At 46.1% G+C, this 17,728-nt stretch carries 19 protein-coding genes, 1 tRNA gene and 2 pseudogenes; 9 read left to right on the forward strand and 13 right to left on the reverse strand.

The window, feature by feature from the left end:
- Window positions 1-17 precede the first annotated feature (17 nt).
- Window positions 18-884: an ATP-binding protein gene (locus tag QUE61_RS00910; protein ID WP_286307102.1), complete on the forward strand. Its 867-nt coding sequence runs from the start codon at window positions 18-20 to the stop codon at window positions 882-884.
- A gap of 3 nt (window positions 885-887) precedes the next feature.
- Window positions 888-1,322, forward strand: coding sequence for an NUDIX domain-containing protein (locus tag QUE61_RS00915; protein WP_286307103.1), 435 nt, complete (start codon window positions 888-890; stop codon window positions 1,320-1,322).
- Window positions 1,323-1,339: 17 nt separating this feature from the next.
- Here the strand turns inward: QUE61_RS00915 and zapD are convergent, their stop codons facing one another.
- From zapD to QUE61_RS00945, 6 genes are read right to left on the reverse strand one after another with little or no spacing between them, the layout of a single operon-like run.
- The gene (zapD, locus tag QUE61_RS00920; protein WP_286307104.1) at window positions 1,340-2,092 is read right to left on the reverse strand and encodes a cell division protein ZapD; all 753 of its coding nucleotides are present in this window, start codon (window positions 2,090-2,092) and stop codon (window positions 1,340-1,342) included.
- 34 nt (window positions 2,093-2,126) lie between these two features.
- Window positions 2,127-2,768 (reverse strand): dephospho-CoA kinase, encoded by a 642-nt coding sequence (gene coaE, locus QUE61_RS00925; RefSeq protein WP_286307105.1) that lies wholly within the window; start codon window positions 2,766-2,768, stop codon window positions 2,127-2,129.
- Window positions 2,735-3,214 carry a prepilin peptidase gene (locus QUE61_RS00930; protein WP_286307106.1) on the reverse strand — a complete coding sequence of 160 codons (480 nt, stop codon included), beginning with the start codon at window positions 3,212-3,214 and terminating at the stop codon, window positions 2,735-2,737. The genes coaE and QUE61_RS00930 overlap by 34 nt, the downstream gene beginning before the upstream one ends.
- Entirely contained in the window at window positions 3,214-4,272 is a 1,059-nt protein-coding gene (locus QUE61_RS00935; RefSeq protein ID WP_286307107.1) for a type II secretion system F family protein, read from the reverse strand. Before QUE61_RS00935 ends, QUE61_RS00930 begins: the two co-directional genes overlap by 1 nt.
- A complete protein-coding gene (locus QUE61_RS00940; RefSeq protein WP_286307108.1) occupies window positions 4,269-5,369 on the reverse strand; it encodes a GspE/PulE family protein in 1,101 nt (366 codons plus the stop codon). Before QUE61_RS00940 ends, QUE61_RS00935 begins: the two co-directional genes overlap by 4 nt.
- Window positions 5,366-6,667, reverse strand: coding sequence for an HlyC/CorC family transporter (locus tag QUE61_RS00945; protein WP_286307109.1), 1,302 nt, complete (start codon window positions 6,665-6,667; stop codon window positions 5,366-5,368). Before QUE61_RS00945 ends, QUE61_RS00940 begins: the two co-directional genes overlap by 4 nt.
- 139 nt (window positions 6,668-6,806) lie before the next feature.
- On the opposite strand from QUE61_RS00945, the gene QUE61_RS00950 reads away from it, so the two are divergent.
- Entirely contained in the window at window positions 6,807-7,271 is a 465-nt protein-coding gene (locus QUE61_RS00950; RefSeq protein ID WP_458574724.1) for a methylated-DNA--[protein]-cysteine S-methyltransferase, read from the forward strand.
- Here QUE61_RS00950 and QUE61_RS00955 read toward each other — a convergent pair.
- Window positions 7,268-8,218 (reverse strand): squalene/phytoene synthase family protein, encoded by a 951-nt coding sequence (locus QUE61_RS00955; RefSeq protein WP_286307111.1) that lies wholly within the window; start codon window positions 8,216-8,218, stop codon window positions 7,268-7,270. The two genes, QUE61_RS00950 and QUE61_RS00955, sit on opposite strands and share 4 nt — an antisense overlap.
- 32 nt (window positions 8,219-8,250) lie before the next feature.
- Window positions 8,251-9,690, reverse strand: coding sequence for a high affinity choline transporter 1 (locus QUE61_RS00960; protein WP_286307112.1), 1,440 nt, complete (start codon window positions 9,688-9,690; stop codon window positions 8,251-8,253).
- Window positions 9,691-10,063: 373 nt separating this feature from the next.
- On the opposite strand from QUE61_RS00960, the gene QUE61_RS00965 reads away from it, so the two are divergent.
- Complete coding sequence (locus QUE61_RS00965) at window positions 10,064-11,083, forward strand: 2-dehydropantoate 2-reductase (RefSeq protein WP_286307113.1); 1,020 nt, start codon at window positions 10,064-10,066, stop codon at window positions 11,081-11,083.
- On the opposite strand, the gene QUE61_RS00970 is transcribed toward QUE61_RS00965, so the two are convergent.
- Complete coding sequence (locus QUE61_RS00970) at window positions 11,084-11,851, reverse strand: fumarylacetoacetate hydrolase family protein (protein WP_286307114.1); 768 nt, start codon at window positions 11,849-11,851, stop codon at window positions 11,084-11,086.
- 65 nt (window positions 11,852-11,916) lie between these two features.
- Between QUE61_RS00970 and QUE61_RS00975 the strand changes: the two genes are divergently transcribed.
- Complete coding sequence (locus QUE61_RS00975; protein ID WP_286307115.1) at window positions 11,917-12,843, forward strand: glycine/sarcosine/betaine reductase selenoprotein B family protein; 927 nt, start codon at window positions 11,917-11,919, stop codon at window positions 12,841-12,843.
- On the opposite strand, the gene QUE61_RS00980 is transcribed toward QUE61_RS00975, so the two are convergent.
- Window positions 12,844-12,920 (reverse strand) — tRNA-Pro (locus QUE61_RS00980).
- A gap of 11 nt (window positions 12,921-12,931) precedes the next feature.
- Window positions 12,932-13,936: a polyprenyl synthetase family protein gene (locus tag QUE61_RS00985; protein ID WP_286307116.1), complete on the reverse strand. Its 1,005-nt coding sequence runs from the start codon at window positions 13,934-13,936 to the stop codon at window positions 12,932-12,934.
- A gap of 126 nt (window positions 13,937-14,062) precedes the next feature.
- Here QUE61_RS00985 and rplU point away from each other — a divergent pair, with 126 nt between their 5' ends.
- From rplU to proB, 4 genes and pseudogenes are all read left to right on the forward strand, one after another.
- Window positions 14,063-14,374, forward strand: coding sequence for a 50S ribosomal protein L21 (rplU, locus tag QUE61_RS00990; RefSeq protein WP_215371137.1), 312 nt, complete (start codon window positions 14,063-14,065; stop codon window positions 14,372-14,374).
- A 14-nt stretch (window positions 14,375-14,388) separates the two neighbouring features.
- Window positions 14,389-14,658: a 50S ribosomal protein L27 gene (gene rpmA / locus QUE61_RS00995; RefSeq protein WP_286307117.1), complete on the forward strand. Its 270-nt coding sequence runs from the start codon at window positions 14,389-14,391 to the stop codon at window positions 14,656-14,658.
- A 57-nt stretch (window positions 14,659-14,715) separates the two neighbouring features.
- A complete protein-coding gene (gene cgtA / locus QUE61_RS01000) occupies window positions 14,716-15,783 on the forward strand; it encodes an Obg family GTPase CgtA (protein ID WP_286307119.1) in 1,068 nt (355 codons plus the stop codon).
- Between the two features lie 5 nt (window positions 15,784-15,788).
- A pseudogene (gene proB, locus QUE61_RS01005) lies at window positions 15,789-16,565 on the forward strand (glutamate 5-kinase); the annotation flags it as partial.
- 12 nt (window positions 16,566-16,577) lie between these two features.
- On the opposite strand, the gene QUE61_RS01010 reads toward proB, so the two are convergent.
- Both QUE61_RS01010 and QUE61_RS01015 read right to left on the reverse strand, forming a co-directional pair.
- Complete coding sequence (locus QUE61_RS01010; protein ID WP_286307120.1) at window positions 16,578-17,141, reverse strand: CNP1-like family protein; 564 nt, start codon at window positions 17,139-17,141, stop codon at window positions 16,578-16,580.
- 17 nt (window positions 17,142-17,158) lie between these two features.
- Window positions 17,159-17,683, reverse strand: a pseudogene (locus QUE61_RS01015) (RNA pyrophosphohydrolase); the annotation flags it as partial.
- Window positions 17,684-17,728: the final 45 nt, after the last annotated feature.

The following is a 17,728-nucleotide window of genomic DNA, read 5'->3' on the forward strand; positions in this document are numbered from 1 at the left end:
TTACGAGAACCTGAACTGTGAATGACAAGCTCGATCGTCTTTTAGATCATCTCGAAACATTTTTACCGAAGCCATTGACCGATGCCGAGTGGCAAACCGCTAAAGCCTTTCGGTGGCAGCGTCGCGATAGTATTTTTGGGCGCATTGGATTTCTAAAGCCAGTTAAACACTTATCCCCAATCTCGTTTCAAGATTTAAAACATATTGATCGTCAGCGCGATGCAATTGTTGATAACACGAGGCATTTTGTTGAAAAGAAGCCTGCGAATAATATTTTATTAACGGGTGCGCGTGGTACCGGTAAGTCCTCATTGATTAAGGCTTGTCTTAACCAATTTGCTTCTCAAGGCTTGCGCTTGGTGGAGGTCGATAAGGATCACTTAGCTGATTTACCAGATATCACCGAGATTCTCGCGGCTCGTCCGGAGCGATTTATCGTGTTTTGTGATGATCTGTCCTTTGAGGATGGCGAGTCTGGATATAAGGCTATGAAGTCTGCCCTAGATGGCTCAATTTCTGCGCAAGTAGACAACATTTTGATTTATGCAACCTCCAATCGCCGTCATTTGTTACCCGAGTACATGAAGGATAACGAGTCGTATGTTCATACCGACGATGGTGAGATTCATCCGGGCGAGGTTGTTGAAGAGAAAATCTCCTTATCAGAGCGTTTTGGTTTGTGGCTTTCTTTTTATCCACCAAGGCAAGAAGAATATCTCGCGATCGTTGCTCATTGGTTGGCACATTTTGGTCTCTCCGATAAAGCCATTGAGGCTGCCCGCCCCGAAGCCTTAGTCTGGGCTCTAGAGCGCGGCTCACGTTCAGGACGTGTAGCTTGGCAGTTTGCCAAGCACTGGGCCGGTTCCCAATCCGGCAAAAAGTAGTCCATGACAAATCAATCCCGGCCGATCGTTGAGGTCGCTGTCGGAATCCTTTTAAAAGATCAATCACTTGTTTTGATGGGTAAACGACCCAGTGGCAAACCCTATGCAGGCTATTGGGAGTTTCCGGGTGGCAAGCTGGAGGTCAATGAATCTATCACAACTGCCTTAGAGCGCGAGTTATATGAAGAGCTTGGCATTCGGATTGCTTTGGATAAAAACCATTGTCAGGAAATCATGATGCTCGAACATGATTACCCGCACGCCTATGTTCGTCTGCATGTGTGCTTGGTTGATCGCTGGGAGGGCGAGCCAGTTGGCCTAGAAAATCAAGAGCTATCTTGGCAAAATATATTTAATTCGGAGTTAACGATTAAACCATTATTGCCAGCTGCTTGGCCGATGATTGAAAAAGTTCGTTCGTATTTGAGAAGTACGTAAGCAGTAATCTGCCTAGGTCAAAATTGGCAGAACGTTAACTTAAAGGGAATGTCTTGATTGATGAGGGTAGGCTTAAGATCTTGCTCACACTTAAGCAGCCGAATTGAGACTAAATATTTATTGGCGCTGATCTCGGCAAAGAGCGATGGATCCTCTAAGGTAATGCGCATTAATTGATAAACCTTGCCAGAGGGCGCTTGCTGAAACGAGCCCTGATGAGCTAAAACTTCTTTGCTTTCCCCCGACTCGCGCAGCAGTCGTAAAAATAAATGGCAGGCCTCTTGCCAAGGAAGCATAGGGTAAATGAACTTTTGTAAGAGCTCGCGTCTTGAAGAGGCGGGACTATGACGCCAAGCATAAAAACCTGGTAAATCAATTGGACTAGTGCCGCCCGGTGTATGTAAGCGTGTCCGAATTGCATTAAGCCATTCGTTCTCGCCAATGAGCGCATTGGGCTTAATGGCTGACGCATTCACCTGGGCGCTGGCATGCTCTAACTCTGCCATGGTGGACGCTAATTTTTCTTGATCAACCTCTTTGGCATGCTTGAGTTGATTAAGCGCAAATTTTTGGCGCTCCAATTCTTTTAAAAGTAATGATTTGATATCACCACGGGCACTAATATCGCCTAGCTCAAACAAGGTGGTCAAGGCATTATGGTGCAGTTCGGGGTCATCTGAGCGCGCAAAGTGATTAAACCGGTCGAACAGATACTCCAGTCGGAGCATGCTTCGGACTAGTTCATTAAACGGGTATTCGTAAATAATCACAGAGTTTTATTTTATGCCGACCGTAGCCAAAAAACTATAAATCCAGCATTTTTTGATGGAGGCGGTCGACTTCAATCTCAAGACTTACTAGATCCCCTTGGTTATAAATCACGGTATCCGCAATTGCCAGGCGCTCGGCCCGGCTTGCCTGATGGGCCATGATGGCCAGCACTCCCTGGCGGTCTAGCTGGCTGCGCTCCATGACCCGCTCAATTTGGACCTCTTCCTCACAATCAACCACTGCAATATGGTCGAGGTTCTCGGTCCAGGTGCCTGACTCGAGGAGCAATGGAACGACAAATACCAAATAGGGTGCATGATTTTTTAAGCCATTTTCAGCCTGGAGTATGGTTTCCTGGCGAATTAGGGGGTGCGTAATGGCCTCGAGTTTACGCTTGGACTCGGTATCCTTAAATGCGTGTTCACGCATTTTTGCTCGGTTGAGTGATCCATCCGGAAGAATGAACTCCGACCCAAATTCCCTTTTAATAGGGTCAATCGCGACACCCCCGGAAGCGCATATTTGGTGGGCTATATGATCGGTATCGATCACCCAGGCCCCTCGCTTCGCAAGAAATGTGGCAACACTGGACTTGCCCGACCCAATTCCCCCGGTCAGACCTAAAAATGGAACTTTTCCTTTTAAATCAAGGAGTGAACGAATGGGCTTGTCCATAGTATTTCTATGATGCCAGCAAATGCCAGAAAGGGGCCAAAGGGAAATGGGTGGTTAGACGGTAATTTTTGATACTTTAGCCAAAGGAGACCCCCAATCATCCCGCAAAAAGCAGCTAGGACTAATATCCATAAAGCACTATGGATTCCGAGCCAAGCTCCAAGGCCCGCTAAAAGTTTTGCGTCCCCCATTCCAAGACCATGACGCGAGCGAATTCCTTTGTAGAGTTGATTAATGAACCACAGGAGGAAGTAGCTAAGAATAGCGCCTAGCCACGCCCAATGAGCATCACACCATGGCATTGGTGAGAGTGAATTAAAGGCAAGGCCAAGAATGATCATGGGATAAGTGAAGCGATTGGGGATTAAAAAGCGATGAAAATCGATCCATGCCACATATAGGAGGATTAGGATGAGGCCAATTCGGAGAATGGAATCAATCCACATTACATGATTCTGCCTAATGAAAAAATGGGTAAGTAGAGCGTCATTAGCAATCCCGCTACCAGTAGACCAAGAAAAATAATAAACATAGGCTCTAGACTCTGACTAAGAATGGCTAGCCGATGCTCTAACTGACTTTCAAACGAGCGAGACCGATTGATCAGCATGGTATTGAGCATACCGGTTCGAGCACCTATTTCAAGCAATTGGATCGTTTCAGAATCAAAGAATCGGCCATTTGGATCAGTGTGTTTCAGGGCAACCCCAAAATCCCAACCCAAAGAAAGTTGCTTAAATAGCTTGGCACTCAAATCATGACTGAGCCAGTGATTGGATGATTGTGCGCAAATGCGGATCGACTCTAATAGGCTTAGGCCCGATTGAAGCAAATGAGCAATGTTTTGACACCACGTAATTTGGTGCGAAAGTCGGATCAAATCACCGAATATCGGAATCCGAAAGCAATGATGGTCACACCATTTTTGAAACTGGATTGATTTTCTCCAAAGATTTAGTATGCCAGTGACTAGCATGAGCATTGCACCCATAATCACCAGCGCATGCTCATTCAAACCTCTCGATAGGGCAATCAATAGCTGCGTGCTCATGGGCAATTCAGCATGAAAGTGATGAAAGATATCTTCAAAGCTGGGTATAACCCACATTAACATGGTGATAACCATCAGCATCGCAGCAGCAAAGGTGATTGCAGGGTAGGTCAGCGCTTGCTTCATTTGCTGCACAAGCGATTCTTTAGCAAGCAATTGTTGATGAATCAAGAAAAGCGATTGCTCTAATGACCCCGTTTTTTCTCCAATCGATATTAGCCCAATACAAATCGGACTAAACCATTTGTCCTGGGTAGAAAGACTGGCGGCCAAACTATTGCCACGTTTGAGTCCTTGGATGGTATGCGATAGAAATGATCTCCAATGCTTGGGGGAGCACTGCTCGAGCAAATGCAGAGCCTCAAGAAGCGGCACACCTGCTTGCAAAATATTCTGAAGCCGGTATGTAAAGTTGATTTGATCGCGAAGAGAAAGAGAGCGCCCAATCATCATGGAATTTCATGAAGTAAAACCGATTGGTCAATCAACCCCTGATGGAATAAAGCATCAGCCTGATGGCGCATTGAGCGAAACCCCTCCGCATAAGCAACTTCTTGAAGTTCTGTTGCGGTCACTTGTAATTCAATCGCAGCAATAAGCTTGGGAGTAAAGGGCAATATCTCATGAATCGCAAATCGTCCCAGCTGTAAATCCCGATGCCGAATTAAACGCTGGGAACTAATAAATAAAAGATTTTGGGCGATGGAATGAGGCTCGATACCAAAGTTTCCTAGCCGCTCGATGCATGAGAGTGCTTGGCGAGTATGGATGGTACTCAGTACTAAGTGACCCGTTTGTGCCGCACTCACGGCAAGTTTTGCTGTTTCTGAATCACGGATTTCACCAATCATCATGACATCAGGATCTTGACGCAGAAGGGCTCGAATGATGGCATCGAAATGGAGTCCAGCCTTTGGATGATATGCAATTTGGTTTACCCCTTGTAGGCGTATTTCAATTGGGTCCTCGATGCTGCAAAGATTGAGATGGGGTTGATTTAGATAATGAAGAAAGCTATACAGCGTTCGTGTTTTACCGCTACCCGTAGGGCCACACACCAAAATCAAGCCATGCCGCCGACTCAAGCACCCTTTGACAATATCCATTTGAGAGTCAGTCAATCCAATACGGTCAATATCCAATTCTGAATTGGTTGTTCTGAGAAGTCGAATGACTGCCTTTTCACCAAATAGGGTCGGCATCGTGGAGACCCGACAATCAATTTCATGATCCGATGATTCCCTACCAATCATGGTTAGACGACCATCTTGCGGTAGGCGCTGTTCAGCAATATCCAGCTTCGCTAGAATTTTGATGCGCGTAATGAGTCGAATATGATCTGATTTTGGATATGTTTTAAAAAGACATAAGTCGCCATGAATCCGAAAGCGCACGACACACGAATTTTGCTGCGCTTCGATATGAATATCGCTTGCATCCTCATCGATAGCAGATAAAGAAATTTCTTGCCACAGACGAATGATATGGTGATCGGATTCTTCGAGTAGCTTGCGCGATGGATTCTGGGTACTTGAGATAGTCTGAATCAAGGCGCCGACAGACTTGGCTCTTCGGGCGATGGTTTGTGAAGCTTCACCGTCTTAATCCCTTGATCATCAAATTGAATAATCTCCATCACCACACCCCCAACCTTGACGCTGAGGTCATGATCCGGAATTTCTTCGAGCTCTTCCAGTATGAGTCCATTAAGTGTGCGCGGCCCATCCACGGGGAGCTGTAATCCCAATAAACGATTGAGATCGCGTAAATTTGCACCACCGTTTGCTAAATAGGAGCCATCACTAGACCATTGGTCTTGGGACATCATACCCGGAAAGGAGGTAGTGAACTCTCCGATTAGTTCTTCAACGATATCTTCAAACGTTAACAAGCCTTGAACACTCCCATATTCATCCACAACCAGACTTAAGCGTTGGCGATTTTCCTGAAAAAACTGCATCTGTTGCATCACTGGGGTACCCTCAGGAATAAAGTAGGGTTCGTTTAGTAGATCTCGAAAGTCGCTGTGGCTTAGCTCTTCGCTACCGAGCAAAGAAAGTGCCTTTTTAACCGAAAGGATGCCGCTAATTTTTTCAGGATCTCCCTCGCATACAGGTAATTTATTGTGGTAGCAGGTCTCCAGTTGCCCAATGACCTCGTCAATAGGTCGTGATAAATCCAATATCTCCATCTTGGCTCGGGGTGTCATTACATCATTGACGGAAATATTTTCAAGATTAAATAAATTGAGCAAGATGCTGCGATGCTGATTTGAAATAAAATGACTTGATTCCAGGACGAGACTTCTGAGTTCTTCAGTGCTCATCGTTTGTAATGCTGTTTCTTTCCGGTTTAGACCCATGAGGCCCATTAACCCTGAAACAAATGAGTTCACTAGCCACAATAAGGGTTTAAGCAAAATTGTGAGCGGATAAATGACCCAGCCAATATTGGCCGATATTTTTTCAGCGAAAGCGGCACCAATGACCTTCGGGGTAATCTCACTAAAGATAATGATTAAAAATGCAATGGTTAGAGTGGCGATCGACAATACCAAACCGTTAGTCCCAAATAGATGGAGTGCAATACCAGTCACCAAAATCGGCAAAATAGTATTAATGAGGTTGTTGGCAATCAACAGAACCGATAAAAGAGTATCAATGCGCTTTAGGAGTTTTTGGGTAATGGCGGCCCCTGCATGACCACTATTTGCCATCGCTCGTAAGCGATGTCGGTTGCTAGCAACCATACTGGTCTCTGCCATCGAGAAAAATCCTGATAGGGCGAGTAAAAAGACAACCAGAGCAGCTTGTGCCCAAAGGGGCCAAGAATCAAAAAAAGAATCCATCTACACTTTCAAGAAAAGCACAGATAAGCAATATAGCAAATACTAATTATTTAGACTACCAGGATTGGTTGATTTTGGTGTCAGAAAGGATCATTTGTTGCTAAAGACAAGTTTATCAGCACATGTTCAGCACTGCGTGATGCGCGCCCCGTTTGGGGGATTGCGAATCCGCACTGAAATTGTTGATGCATCATTAATGATTACCCAAATCCAATACCTCAGTCATTTAGATAAAACAAGTCGGCCCCTCAATGAGTTGGCAAAAGATGCTAAAGAACAAATTGAGACATATTTTGACGATCCTTATTTCCTCTTTGATTTACCAATGAAAACTCAGGGTAGCACTTTTCAACAACGTGTTTGGTCCAGCATTGAATCCATTCCCGTTGGAAAAACCATGACCTATGGCGAGCTGGCCAATCAGGTCAAATCGAGTCCTAGAGCCGTTGGCGGGGCTTGCGCCGCGAACTACTATCCACTGATTATTCCCTGTCACCGCGTCTTATCAAAAGCAGGTGTAGGTGGCTTTATGGGTGAAGCGAACGGCCCTTATTTGAGAATTAAACAGTGGCTGTTACGACATGAAAATGCCATCAGGGACTAAGCCTTTAGGGGTCGGGCTTGGATTCTAAAAAAGATATCCATCAGCCAATTACTACGTACCGCAAGTTTAGTAAAGATATAAAAACGGCTCACTTGCGATCGAGTTAGTTTTGGTTCGATTGATGCATCGCCATGATGACGTAATGCAATTTGTTTGAGGGTTAGTACTGCTAGGCCAAAGGCAAGAAAGCAAAAGCGGCGAATTCCGAGCTCTGACTTTGGAATGCAATGAATGTAATGAAGAGCGTCTTCAAGTTTTTGATGAGCGATCACTAGTAAATCAGTTTCGCTGACCCCGATCGGCTTCCATGAAACACCGCGCGCTCGATCCTCGGGAGAGTCTTTGAGAATATTAGTCATTTGCAAGGCCTGACCAAACGAAATTGCTAAGTATTCATTTTGTGAAATCGCTTTTGCAAAAGCAGATGAGTGTAAGGCAAATACGGTGGTTAGCATTTCACCGACAACCCCAGCAACGACATAACAGTATTTTTCAAATTCAGCTAAGTTCTCGAGTCCATGGGGATTTTGACGAGTATGAAAATAGCTCATTCCATCGGACATAATTTGTATACAGCGAGCAACCGCTTGACGTTGTTGCATATCGCAACTATCTAAGACGCGCAGTATCCGAGGAATGTTTTGAATCAGATCTTTTTCATCCAGATTGCCATGTTCCGCCAACGCAATGGCGCACTGATCAGTAAATTGTTTGGGATGTTGCTCGCCCAGAACCGTTTGAACAAAACTAGCCGATAGATCTTGCTTAGTTATTGCATCCATGCAGGATGCATCTTCAATCGTATCAACAATGCGACAAAGTAAATACGTATTACCAACCACCTTTTCTAAATTTGGGGGTAATAATGGAATGGTAAGCGCAAACGTTCGAGATACCGATTCAAGAATTGAGCGTTGATATAGCTCATCAGCAGATAAAGCAGACATGCGCGGTTTAGCTTTTGAAAAGAAGTAGGTAATTAATGTTGAGCTTTGCTTGAATGATTTGAGTTACTCCCTGCAGCGCGAGGTGCAATCGAGCTGCCGATGACCATCCCGATTGCACTTGCAAGCAAACCAATTAATTGTGGCTCAACAGGCTCCTCAATCCCCATGAATTCAAGCAGGAGCCATATGGTTAAGCCAAAGGTAATCGCTAGTAAAGCACCGAGATCACTCGCTTTCTTCCAAAATAACCCCGCAACGAGTGGTACAAATGCACCTGCCAAAGTAATACGGTATGCATTTTCAACCATTGTATGAATTTTTGTTTGTGTAGCGACTGCATAGTAAGTCACAATGCAGGTAAAAATAAACACGGTGATGCGTGTTGCCCATAGAAACTGTTTATCCGTCATGTGACGATAAAAACCTTTGAGGATATTTTCTGTAAAGGTTACTGACGGAGCTAGTAAGGTTCCAGAAGCAGTACTCATGATCACAGAGATGAGCGCCCCAAAGAAAATAACCTGTATGTAAAGCGGCATATGATCAAGAATTAGAGTTGGCAAGATCATTTGAGAATCCATTGCTAAAAATTTATTGACCATTTGCGGATCAATCATGATCGCGGTATAAGCTAAGAAAAGTGGGACACTTGCAAAAAAGAAATAAGCAATTCCACCTAAAGCCGTTCCCCATATTGCAATTGACTCACTTTTAGCGGCATTGACGCGCTGGAATACGTCTTGCTGTGGAATCGAGCCTAATGCGATCGTGAGTAATGCCGCAACCCAGCCAAGCATATCAATTGGATCAAGGGTCGGCAGGAAATTAAATTTACCTTCAGCATTTGCCTTGGCGATAACATTGGCGACCCCACCAGCTTGATCGGCGGCATTATTAGCCACCAATAAGAGTCCGATCACAATCACAATCATTTGTACAAAGGTTGTCAGTGCAACCGACCACATCCCGCCAAACAAGGTATAGACTAAAACAACACCAGCACCAATCAGCATGCCATCACTCATCGATATGAGATTATTTGAAAGCACATTAAAAGTGAGGCCTAGCGCCGAGATTTGGGCAGATACCCAACCAAGGTAAGACACAATAATGCAAATTGAAATTAATAGCTCGGTTTGGCGGTTGTAGCGAATTCGAAAATAATCACCAAGAGTGATGAGATTCATTCGGTATAGGGGCCTTGCGAAAACGAGTCCGAATAGAACCAAGCAAATCGATGCACCAAGGGGGTCGGAAATGAGTCCTCTAAATCCCTCCTCTAAAAAAGTAGCAGAAATGCCAAGAACGGTCTCAGCCCCAAACCAGGTTGCAAAGACCATTGCCAGGACAAAAGCCATAGGTAAGTTCCGGCCAGCCGTGATGTAGTCTCTGGCATTGTGAACTTTGGTAGCGGCGTACAAACCAATCGCAATTGAAATGCCGAGATAAGCAATTACGAACCAAAGCAGCATCGAACCGTCCTCTCTCGACAAATAGATTGATCATTGGGTGGTCGTCATTCCACCCCATTTGGGCCCATCCAGTAGCAAGCCCTGATTATAGGTGGGGATTATCCTGCGAGCCCGAATCAGGGAAATGATGTCTAAGGTATTGAAACCTATCAAGATCTACGGTTATTTAGCGACCAAAATTGATTGGCAATTTATTAAAAGTGCCAATGGCGGCTAAGTCTTATAAAAGAGTTGATCATTTTTTTGAGGATGGTCACTGCAAAATGAGCGGGATTTTTTGGATGAATTTCCGGAGAGGGGTATGTAGGGAAATCCTAATAGCCCTAAAAAATATCGTACTATTGTCAATCATCATATTTAAATTGGAGTGTTCATGAAAATCTGTGTCATTGGTGGTGGCGGCGCAATTGGCGGCTATTTAGCGGTCATGTTGGCAAATTCTGGTAACGACGTAACGGTAATGGCGCGTGGCGCCACCTTGCGAGCCATTGAAGAGCGTGGACTCGCTCTCATTAGTGATGAGCATCCTGAACCCATTATTGCGAAAGTAAAGGCCGTTGAAAATCTACGTGGCTTGCCAAAACAGGATGTCATTATTTTGGCAGTGAAAGCCCACCAAGTGGAACCAGTCATTGATGATCTGGTATCTGTGCTGGGACCCGACACCATATTAATTCCAATGCAAAACGGAATTCCCTGGTGGTATTTTCAAAAACTCAATAGTAAATATAAAGATCACGCTGTCGATACCGTCGATCCAGGCGGTGTTGTCATGCGCGCGATTAGTCCCGACAATATTGTTGGTTGCGTTGTTTATCCGGCGACCATTACGCAAGGGCCTGGGGTTATTCGACATGTTGAGGGCGTGCGTTTTCCGCTTGGCGAGTTAGATGGGAAAACAACGGAACGTATTCAGAAGATTTCAGATGTGATGGGTGCTGCAGGCTTCAAATCACCTGTCTTAGATGATATTCGTGCCGAAATTTGGTTAAAGCTTTGGGGTAATCTCACATTCAATCCAATTAGTGCTCTAACACACGGTACTTTAGAAGGAATTTGTCGTTACCCTCTAACTAAGGAGCTGGCCCGCAATATGATGGCTGAAGCGCAAGCAATCGCTGAAAAGCTTGGCGTGACCTTCCGTGTGGATATTGAGCGACGTATTGCCGGTGCTGAAAAAGTGGGTAAACATAAAACCTCCATGTTGCAAGATTTGGAGGCTGGCCGTTCATTGGAAATCGACGCTTTGTTGGGCTCTGTGATTGAGTTGGGTGAGATTACAGGAACCCCGACACCTTGCCTAAATACTGTTTATGCCTTGACCAAGTATTTAGATCAAAACGTGCAGGATGCCAAGGGAAATCTTGTATTACCAGTAGCCGCTGGATATTAATTATTCAAAGCGATTATCAAGGCGCCCAACGCCATCGATCACGATACTGACCTGACTGCCTGGCTTCATGGAGCCGACGCCCACGGAGGTTCCGCAGGCGATTACATCGCCGGGCAAGAGGGTCATGTCTTGTGAAATGAGGCTGACTAATTGAGCGGGCGTGAAAACGATGTCGCTCATTGGATAGTTTTGACGTTCTTGATCGTTAAGGATCGTCTTAATCGATAAGCCCATGGGATCGACATCAGTAGTGATGGTCGGTCCAAACACGCCAAAGGTATCAAAGCTCTTTGAGCGGCTCCATTGTGCGTAACCTGGGTTGCGATTCAAAATCTCGACGGCAGTGACATCATTGACACAGGTATAGCCAAAAATGAATTGAGCGGCATCCGCAACGCTCACCCCATGGCATTTTGTCCCAATCACAATCCCAAGTTCACCTTCGTAAATAACCTTTCCTGCATAGGATTTCGGCACTTGGATGGTTTGCCCAGCTGCTAGATAGGAATTACTTGCTTTCAAGAAATACAAAGGCTCATCTGGAACGGTGTGCTCAAGCTTGGTGACCAAGGCATGAAAGTTATCCACTAGGGCAATGAATTTACTTGGAACGCAGGGTATCTCCATCGTGACATCCGTAAGCTTGAGGAATTCACCGGTTGCCTTGGGGTTAGCAAATAAATCACCGGCATAGACAGCAATTTGATCGCCCTGTAACTGTCCAAAGCCGACATTCCCTTGATGCGTAAAGCGTAACCACTGAGCCATAGTATCGTTCTCCTTTATTTATGATTACCATGATCTTATCAATTACTACTGACCCACTCTAAAAAATGCCAGAACTGTCTTTTGCCCCCGAGTTCGACAGTGCGATTCCATATATGCAGCGCACGCGCTCGTACTATCTGGCACTTGGTTATGACAATCCGTATGTTTGGGCGCATTACAACGATGTGCCATTTACCCCCTTAAATAAGCCAATGAAGGCTTCGACAGTAGCCTTAATTACAACTGCGGTTCCTTATGATGCTTCCAAGGGTGATCAGGGGCCCGGTGCTCCATACAACGCACATGCGAAGTTTTATGAGCCATATGCGATGGCAAGCGCAGCCGACCCAGATTTACGTATTGCGCATGTAGGAATTGATCGAAAGCACGCGAATTTAGTGGAGATGGCCTGTTGGTTTCCGTTGAATGCGGCTAGACACGCAGTGGCTGAGCAACGAATTCGAAAGTTAGCAGATCGATTCTATGGCTTGCCGACTAACCGAAGTCAACGTCACACTTTAGAAAGCGATGCACCCCGCATTCTGCAAATGTGCCAAGCCGATGGGGTGGACGTCGCTATCTTGGTTCCTAATTGCCCCATTTGTCATCAAAGTATTTCATTGTTAGCACGCTTTCTTGAGGAGGCAGGCATTCCAACGATCATTATTGGAGCTGCTAAAGATATTGTGGAGTTCTGTGGTGTCCCGCGCTTCGTGTTTAATGATTTTCCCTTGGGCAATGCAGCAGCAAGACCTCAAGACCCACAATCACAGCACATTATTTTTAATTTAGCCCTTGATGTACTGGAGTTTGCCCCGGGACCGCGAACGACTCTTCAAAGTGCCTTGCGTTGGAGTGATGATCCTCATTGGAAACTGGACTACATGAATATTGAGCGTTTAACAATCCAGGAAATTGAAACCTTGCGCTCTGAGGCTGAAGCAGCAAGGCTGGCCGCAAAAGAGATTCGGCAAAAGACGGTTGGGAGATAGTGGTCGGAATGAGAGGATTCGAACCTCCGACCCCCTCGTCCCGAACGAGGTGCGCTACCAGGCTGCGCTACATTCCGTATTAACTATTTTATCCCTGACGAATTAGTGAGTACTCGCATAAAGCACGCAATGAATCACTGGCTGCATTTTGTGGGAAATCCTTAATCGTATTGAGGGCCAAATCAACCTCGCGCCTTGCAGCATCTTGGGTGTACTCTAAGGCGCCAGAGCTGTAGATGCCTTGCAGGATTTGATCAAACACATCATCTGGTAGCTCCTCGTTTTGCGAGATCGCTTCCCTAGCCAGTAGTTGTTGATCTGCGCTACCTTTTTCCATAAGATAAATGAGCGGGAGAGTTGGTTTACCTTCACGCAAATCATCACCCACATTCTTGCCCATTTCATTGGGATCTGCGGTGTAGTCTAAAAGGTCATCCATTAGCTGGAAGGCGGTACCAATATGGCGCCCAAATGCTGCTGCGAGTTCACGCTCGATGTCGCTTGCTTGGGCAATTAGCGCACCGAGCTCAGCCGATGCCTCAAATAATTTTGCGGTCTTATAGCGAATCACTTGGAGGTAACTCGATTCATCCACCTCGGGATCATTCATATTCAGAAGTTGTAAGACTTCGCCCTCTGCAATGGTGTTTGTAGCATCAGAAAGAATTTGCATCACCCGAATATCATTGGGGGCAACCATCATCTGAAAAGCCCGTGAGTATAAGAAATCGCCCACGAGAACACTAGCGGCATTTCCGAAGGCGGCGTTGGCGGTTTGTTTGCCACGGCGCATGGTGGATTCATCCACCACATCGTCGTGGAGCAGGGTGGCAGTATGGATGAATTCAACTACTGCGGCCAGCTCCAAAGCATGGGGAATTTCCTTGCTATTGGCTAAAGCTTTGGCCATTAATAAAAGAAGAGCTGGGCGGACCCGTTTGCCACCGGATTGAATAATGTAAGACGAAATTTGGTCAATTAGAACCACTTCGGAGGCCAGTCGACGGCGAATGACCTCGTCCAAAGCCTGTAAATCAGGGCTGATGGGGGCCAAAATTTGCCCTAAGTGATTGTTTTTGACAGTGTTATTCATCCAAGATATAATACTTGGCTCAGCTCAAAGTAGCAGATTTTCTGTAAGTCACCGACTTTTAAAGGAATCATGCCGCGAAATAAGTTGATTTGTAATTATTTGTAGTACTTTTTGAGAGGTTTAACCATGTACGCGGTCATAAAAACCGGTGGCAAACAGTATAAAGTTGCTGCTGGCGAAAAATTGAAAATAGAACAGATACCAGCGGACATCGGCAGCGACATTACTCTTGACCAAGTTCTCGCCGTAGGCGAGGGCACATCGCTTAAAGTGGGCGATCCTTTGGTTAACGGTGCCGCTGTGATGGCTACTGTGGTCTCCCAGGGGCGTCACGATAAAGTGAAAATCTTTAAGATGCGTCGTCGTAAGCATTATCAAAAACATCAGGGCCATCGTCAGAATTACACAGAGATTCTGATTAAGTCGATTAAGGCCTGAGTTAGGAGAGAAAGATGGCACAGAAAAAAGGCGGCGGCTCAACACGCAACGGTCGTGACTCAGAATCAAAACGCTTGGGCGTGAAAGTCTATGGCGGTCAAGCAATCAATGCTGGTGGAATTATTGTTCGTCAGCGTGGTACCAAAGTTCATCCCGGCGTCAATGTTGGAATGGGCAAGGACCATACCTTATTTGCTTTGATTGATGGACAAGTGGAGTTTGGAGTTAAAGGCGCAATGAAGAAAGCGCAAGTTTCAGTATTGCCTCGTTCATCAGCGGCCTGACTGAGATTTAATTAATCAACAGAAACAGGCCTCGCAGATTGCGAGGCCTTTTTATTTATGAAATTCATTGACGAAGCCAAAATTGAAGTGATTGCCGGCAATGGCGGTGCCGGTAGCGCCTCAATGCGTCGCGAGAAATTTATCGAGTTTGGTGGCCCAGACGGCGGTGATGGTGGTCGCGGGGGCAGTGTTTATGCAATTGCGGATCGCAACATCAATACCCTGATTGATTATCGGTATTCCAAAACCCATACCGCTAAGAATGGCGAGCCTGGACGGGGCGCAGATTGTTATGGTCGTGCCGGAGACGATATCGAGCTGCGGATGCCAGTCGGAACCATTATTGCGGATTTAGAGACCAATGAGTTAATTGCCGACTTAACTAAACATGGTGAGCGAATTTGTCTTGCTCAAGGTGGGGTTGGAGGTTGGGGAAATATTCACTTTAAAAGCAGTACCAACCGCGCTCCGCGTCAGAAGACCAATGGCAAACCAGGTGAGCGTCGTAAATTAAAGTTGGAATTAAAAGTGTTGGCCGATGTGGGTTTATTGGGGATGCCCAATGCCGGTAAGTCCACCTTGATTACCGCTGTATCGAATGCGCGCCCCAAGATTGCCGATTATCCATTTACCACCTTACATCCTAATTTGGGGGTGGTACGAGTTGGTAATGAACGTAGTTTTGTGATTGCGGATATTCCAGGACTCATCGAGGGTGCTGCCGAGGGCGCTGGTCTTGGTCACCGATTCTTAAGGCATCTGCAGCGTACCGGCGTGCTCTTGCATCTGGTTGATATTGCTCCTTTTGATGAGAATGTCGATGTGGTCGCTGACGCCAAGGCGATTGTCAATGAGCTGCGCAAATACGATGAGGCCTTGTATCAAAAACCACGTTGGCTGGTATTAAATAAGGTCGATATGCTGCAACCCGAGGATCGAGAGCAAACCATTGCTGATTTCTTAAAACGCTTTAAATGGCAGGGTCCCGTATTTGAGGTCTCTGCCCTTACGGGCGAAGGTTGCGATCGTCTTTGTTATGCGATTCAAGACTATTTGGATGGACTTCGTAAAGACCGCGACCTAGAGGAAGAGCGTGCTGAAGACCCCCGTTTTTTAGACGAGTAATAGCCATGAAAAAAACGATTTCAGAAGCAAAACGAATTGTTGTGAAGGTTGGGTCTACCCTGGTGACCAATAATGGCGAAGGGCTAGATCGAACTGCGATTGCTACGTGGGCAGAGCAGGTCTCTAATTTGCTTAAGCAAGGCTGCCAGGTGTTGATGGTGAGCTCTGGCGCCATTGCAGAGGGAATGCAGCGCTTAGCTTGGACCCAGCGTCCACAAGAAATTCATCAGCTCCAAGCTGCAGCGGCTGTTGGGCAAATGGGTTTGGTTCAAGTCTATGAATCATGCTTTGCTAAATTTGGTGTGCATACTGCACAGGTTCTCTTAACCAATGCTGACTTAGCCAATGAGGAACGCCATGCAAATGCAAAGGCAACTTTGCAAACACTGCTGTCCTTGGGCGTTGTTCCGATTATTAATGAGAATGATACGGTTGTCACCGATGAAATTAAATTTGGAGATAACGATAGCTTAGCGGCACTCGTTGTGAATTTGGTAGACGCCGACGCCCTGATTATTTTGACGGATCAAGGTGGGCTATATACCGCTGATCCCCGTAAGGATGCCGCCGCCACGATGGTTGATTTTGCAATCGCCGGCGATCCCGCCTTAGAGCGTATGGCAGGGGGCGCAGGAAGCGATTTGGGTAAAGGCGGAATGCTAACGAAAGTGTTGGCAGCTAAAACAGCGGTACAAACTGAGGCGAGTACCGTGATTGCATCCGGCCGTGAGCCCAATGTCTTAGTGCGCCTCTATCAAGGCGAGTCGATTGGAACCTTGCTGAGTAAGGCCTAATTAACGAATCGTTGGTAGCTCGGCTTCGGATCCGACAGGAGCGATGATTCCCAGAAAATTATTGGGATCGAGCGACTTCACAACCTTGGCATAACTCTTTTCCTGGGAGGCCAGATTGCAAAAAGCGCCCTGAGCTAAAGCTGCCTGATAGCGATTCGGGACATTGTCTTTAATGGCTAACCAACTTCCCAGTGGATTGGCTCGCCATTGTTGATTAGTTTCAAGAGTTCCATACAGGCGCCACTGAAAGGTATCGCACCGAATTCCTTCAAAGTAGGCATTTTGACCGCCACTGGGATTGGTAATCACAACAATGTAGCGGGTAACACCATCGTTTCCAATCTTGATGGATTCGGTATCGACCGCAAACTTGAAAATGGTGGTTTGCGATACTGAGAAAGGTATCAAATATTTTTTATTAGGCGGATTTAAAGGCATGGGTGTTTCCCCTTCCTTAAATACTGTTGGTGCAAACGGATCAGTCCCGTCGGCCAATGGATCCGAGAAACATGCACTCAGAACGAAGGCAGATGAAGCAAGCAATGCTAGCCAGAATTGATTCATGAGGGGTGCGAGGCGTGCAGTGGCGCCCCCCAGACTAATTGTTGCATTTGGTTGGTGGTGACAATAAACCGGGCGAGTTCAGAGAGTGCAAGTTGATAGACCTCGCGCTTGAAATCAATCACGGTGTCGAGCTCAATCCAATATGGATGCCAGCGCCAGGCATCAAACTCAGGATGCCCTGTGGCTCGTAGTTGAATCTCATGGTCTTGGCCTAGCATTCGCAGTAAGAACCAAATTTGTTTTTGACCCTTATAAGCGACACGCTGATGACGGTGATTCATTTGGCGGCGTAAGAACTCCTCGGGCACATCGTAGCGAATCCAATCACGGGTGCGCCCAATGATCTCGACATGGTGAGGAAAAAGACCCACCTCTTCGTGGAGTTCGCGATACATCGCTTCTTCGGGACTTTCTCCGTGCGCAATTCCTCCTTGTGGAAATTGCCAAGAATGTTGTCCAATTCGTTTACCCCAAAATACTTCGTTGCGAGCATTGAGAAGCACAATGCCAACATTAGGTCGATAGCCTTCACGGTCAAGCATAATCGTACCTTTTAGTCCCTAATCTTTAATCCTTTAAAATCAACG

The sequence above is a fragment of the Polynucleobacter sp. HIN5 genome, assembly GCF_030297555.1.
Classification (GTDB): Bacteria; Pseudomonadota; Gammaproteobacteria; order Burkholderiales; family Burkholderiaceae; genus Polynucleobacter.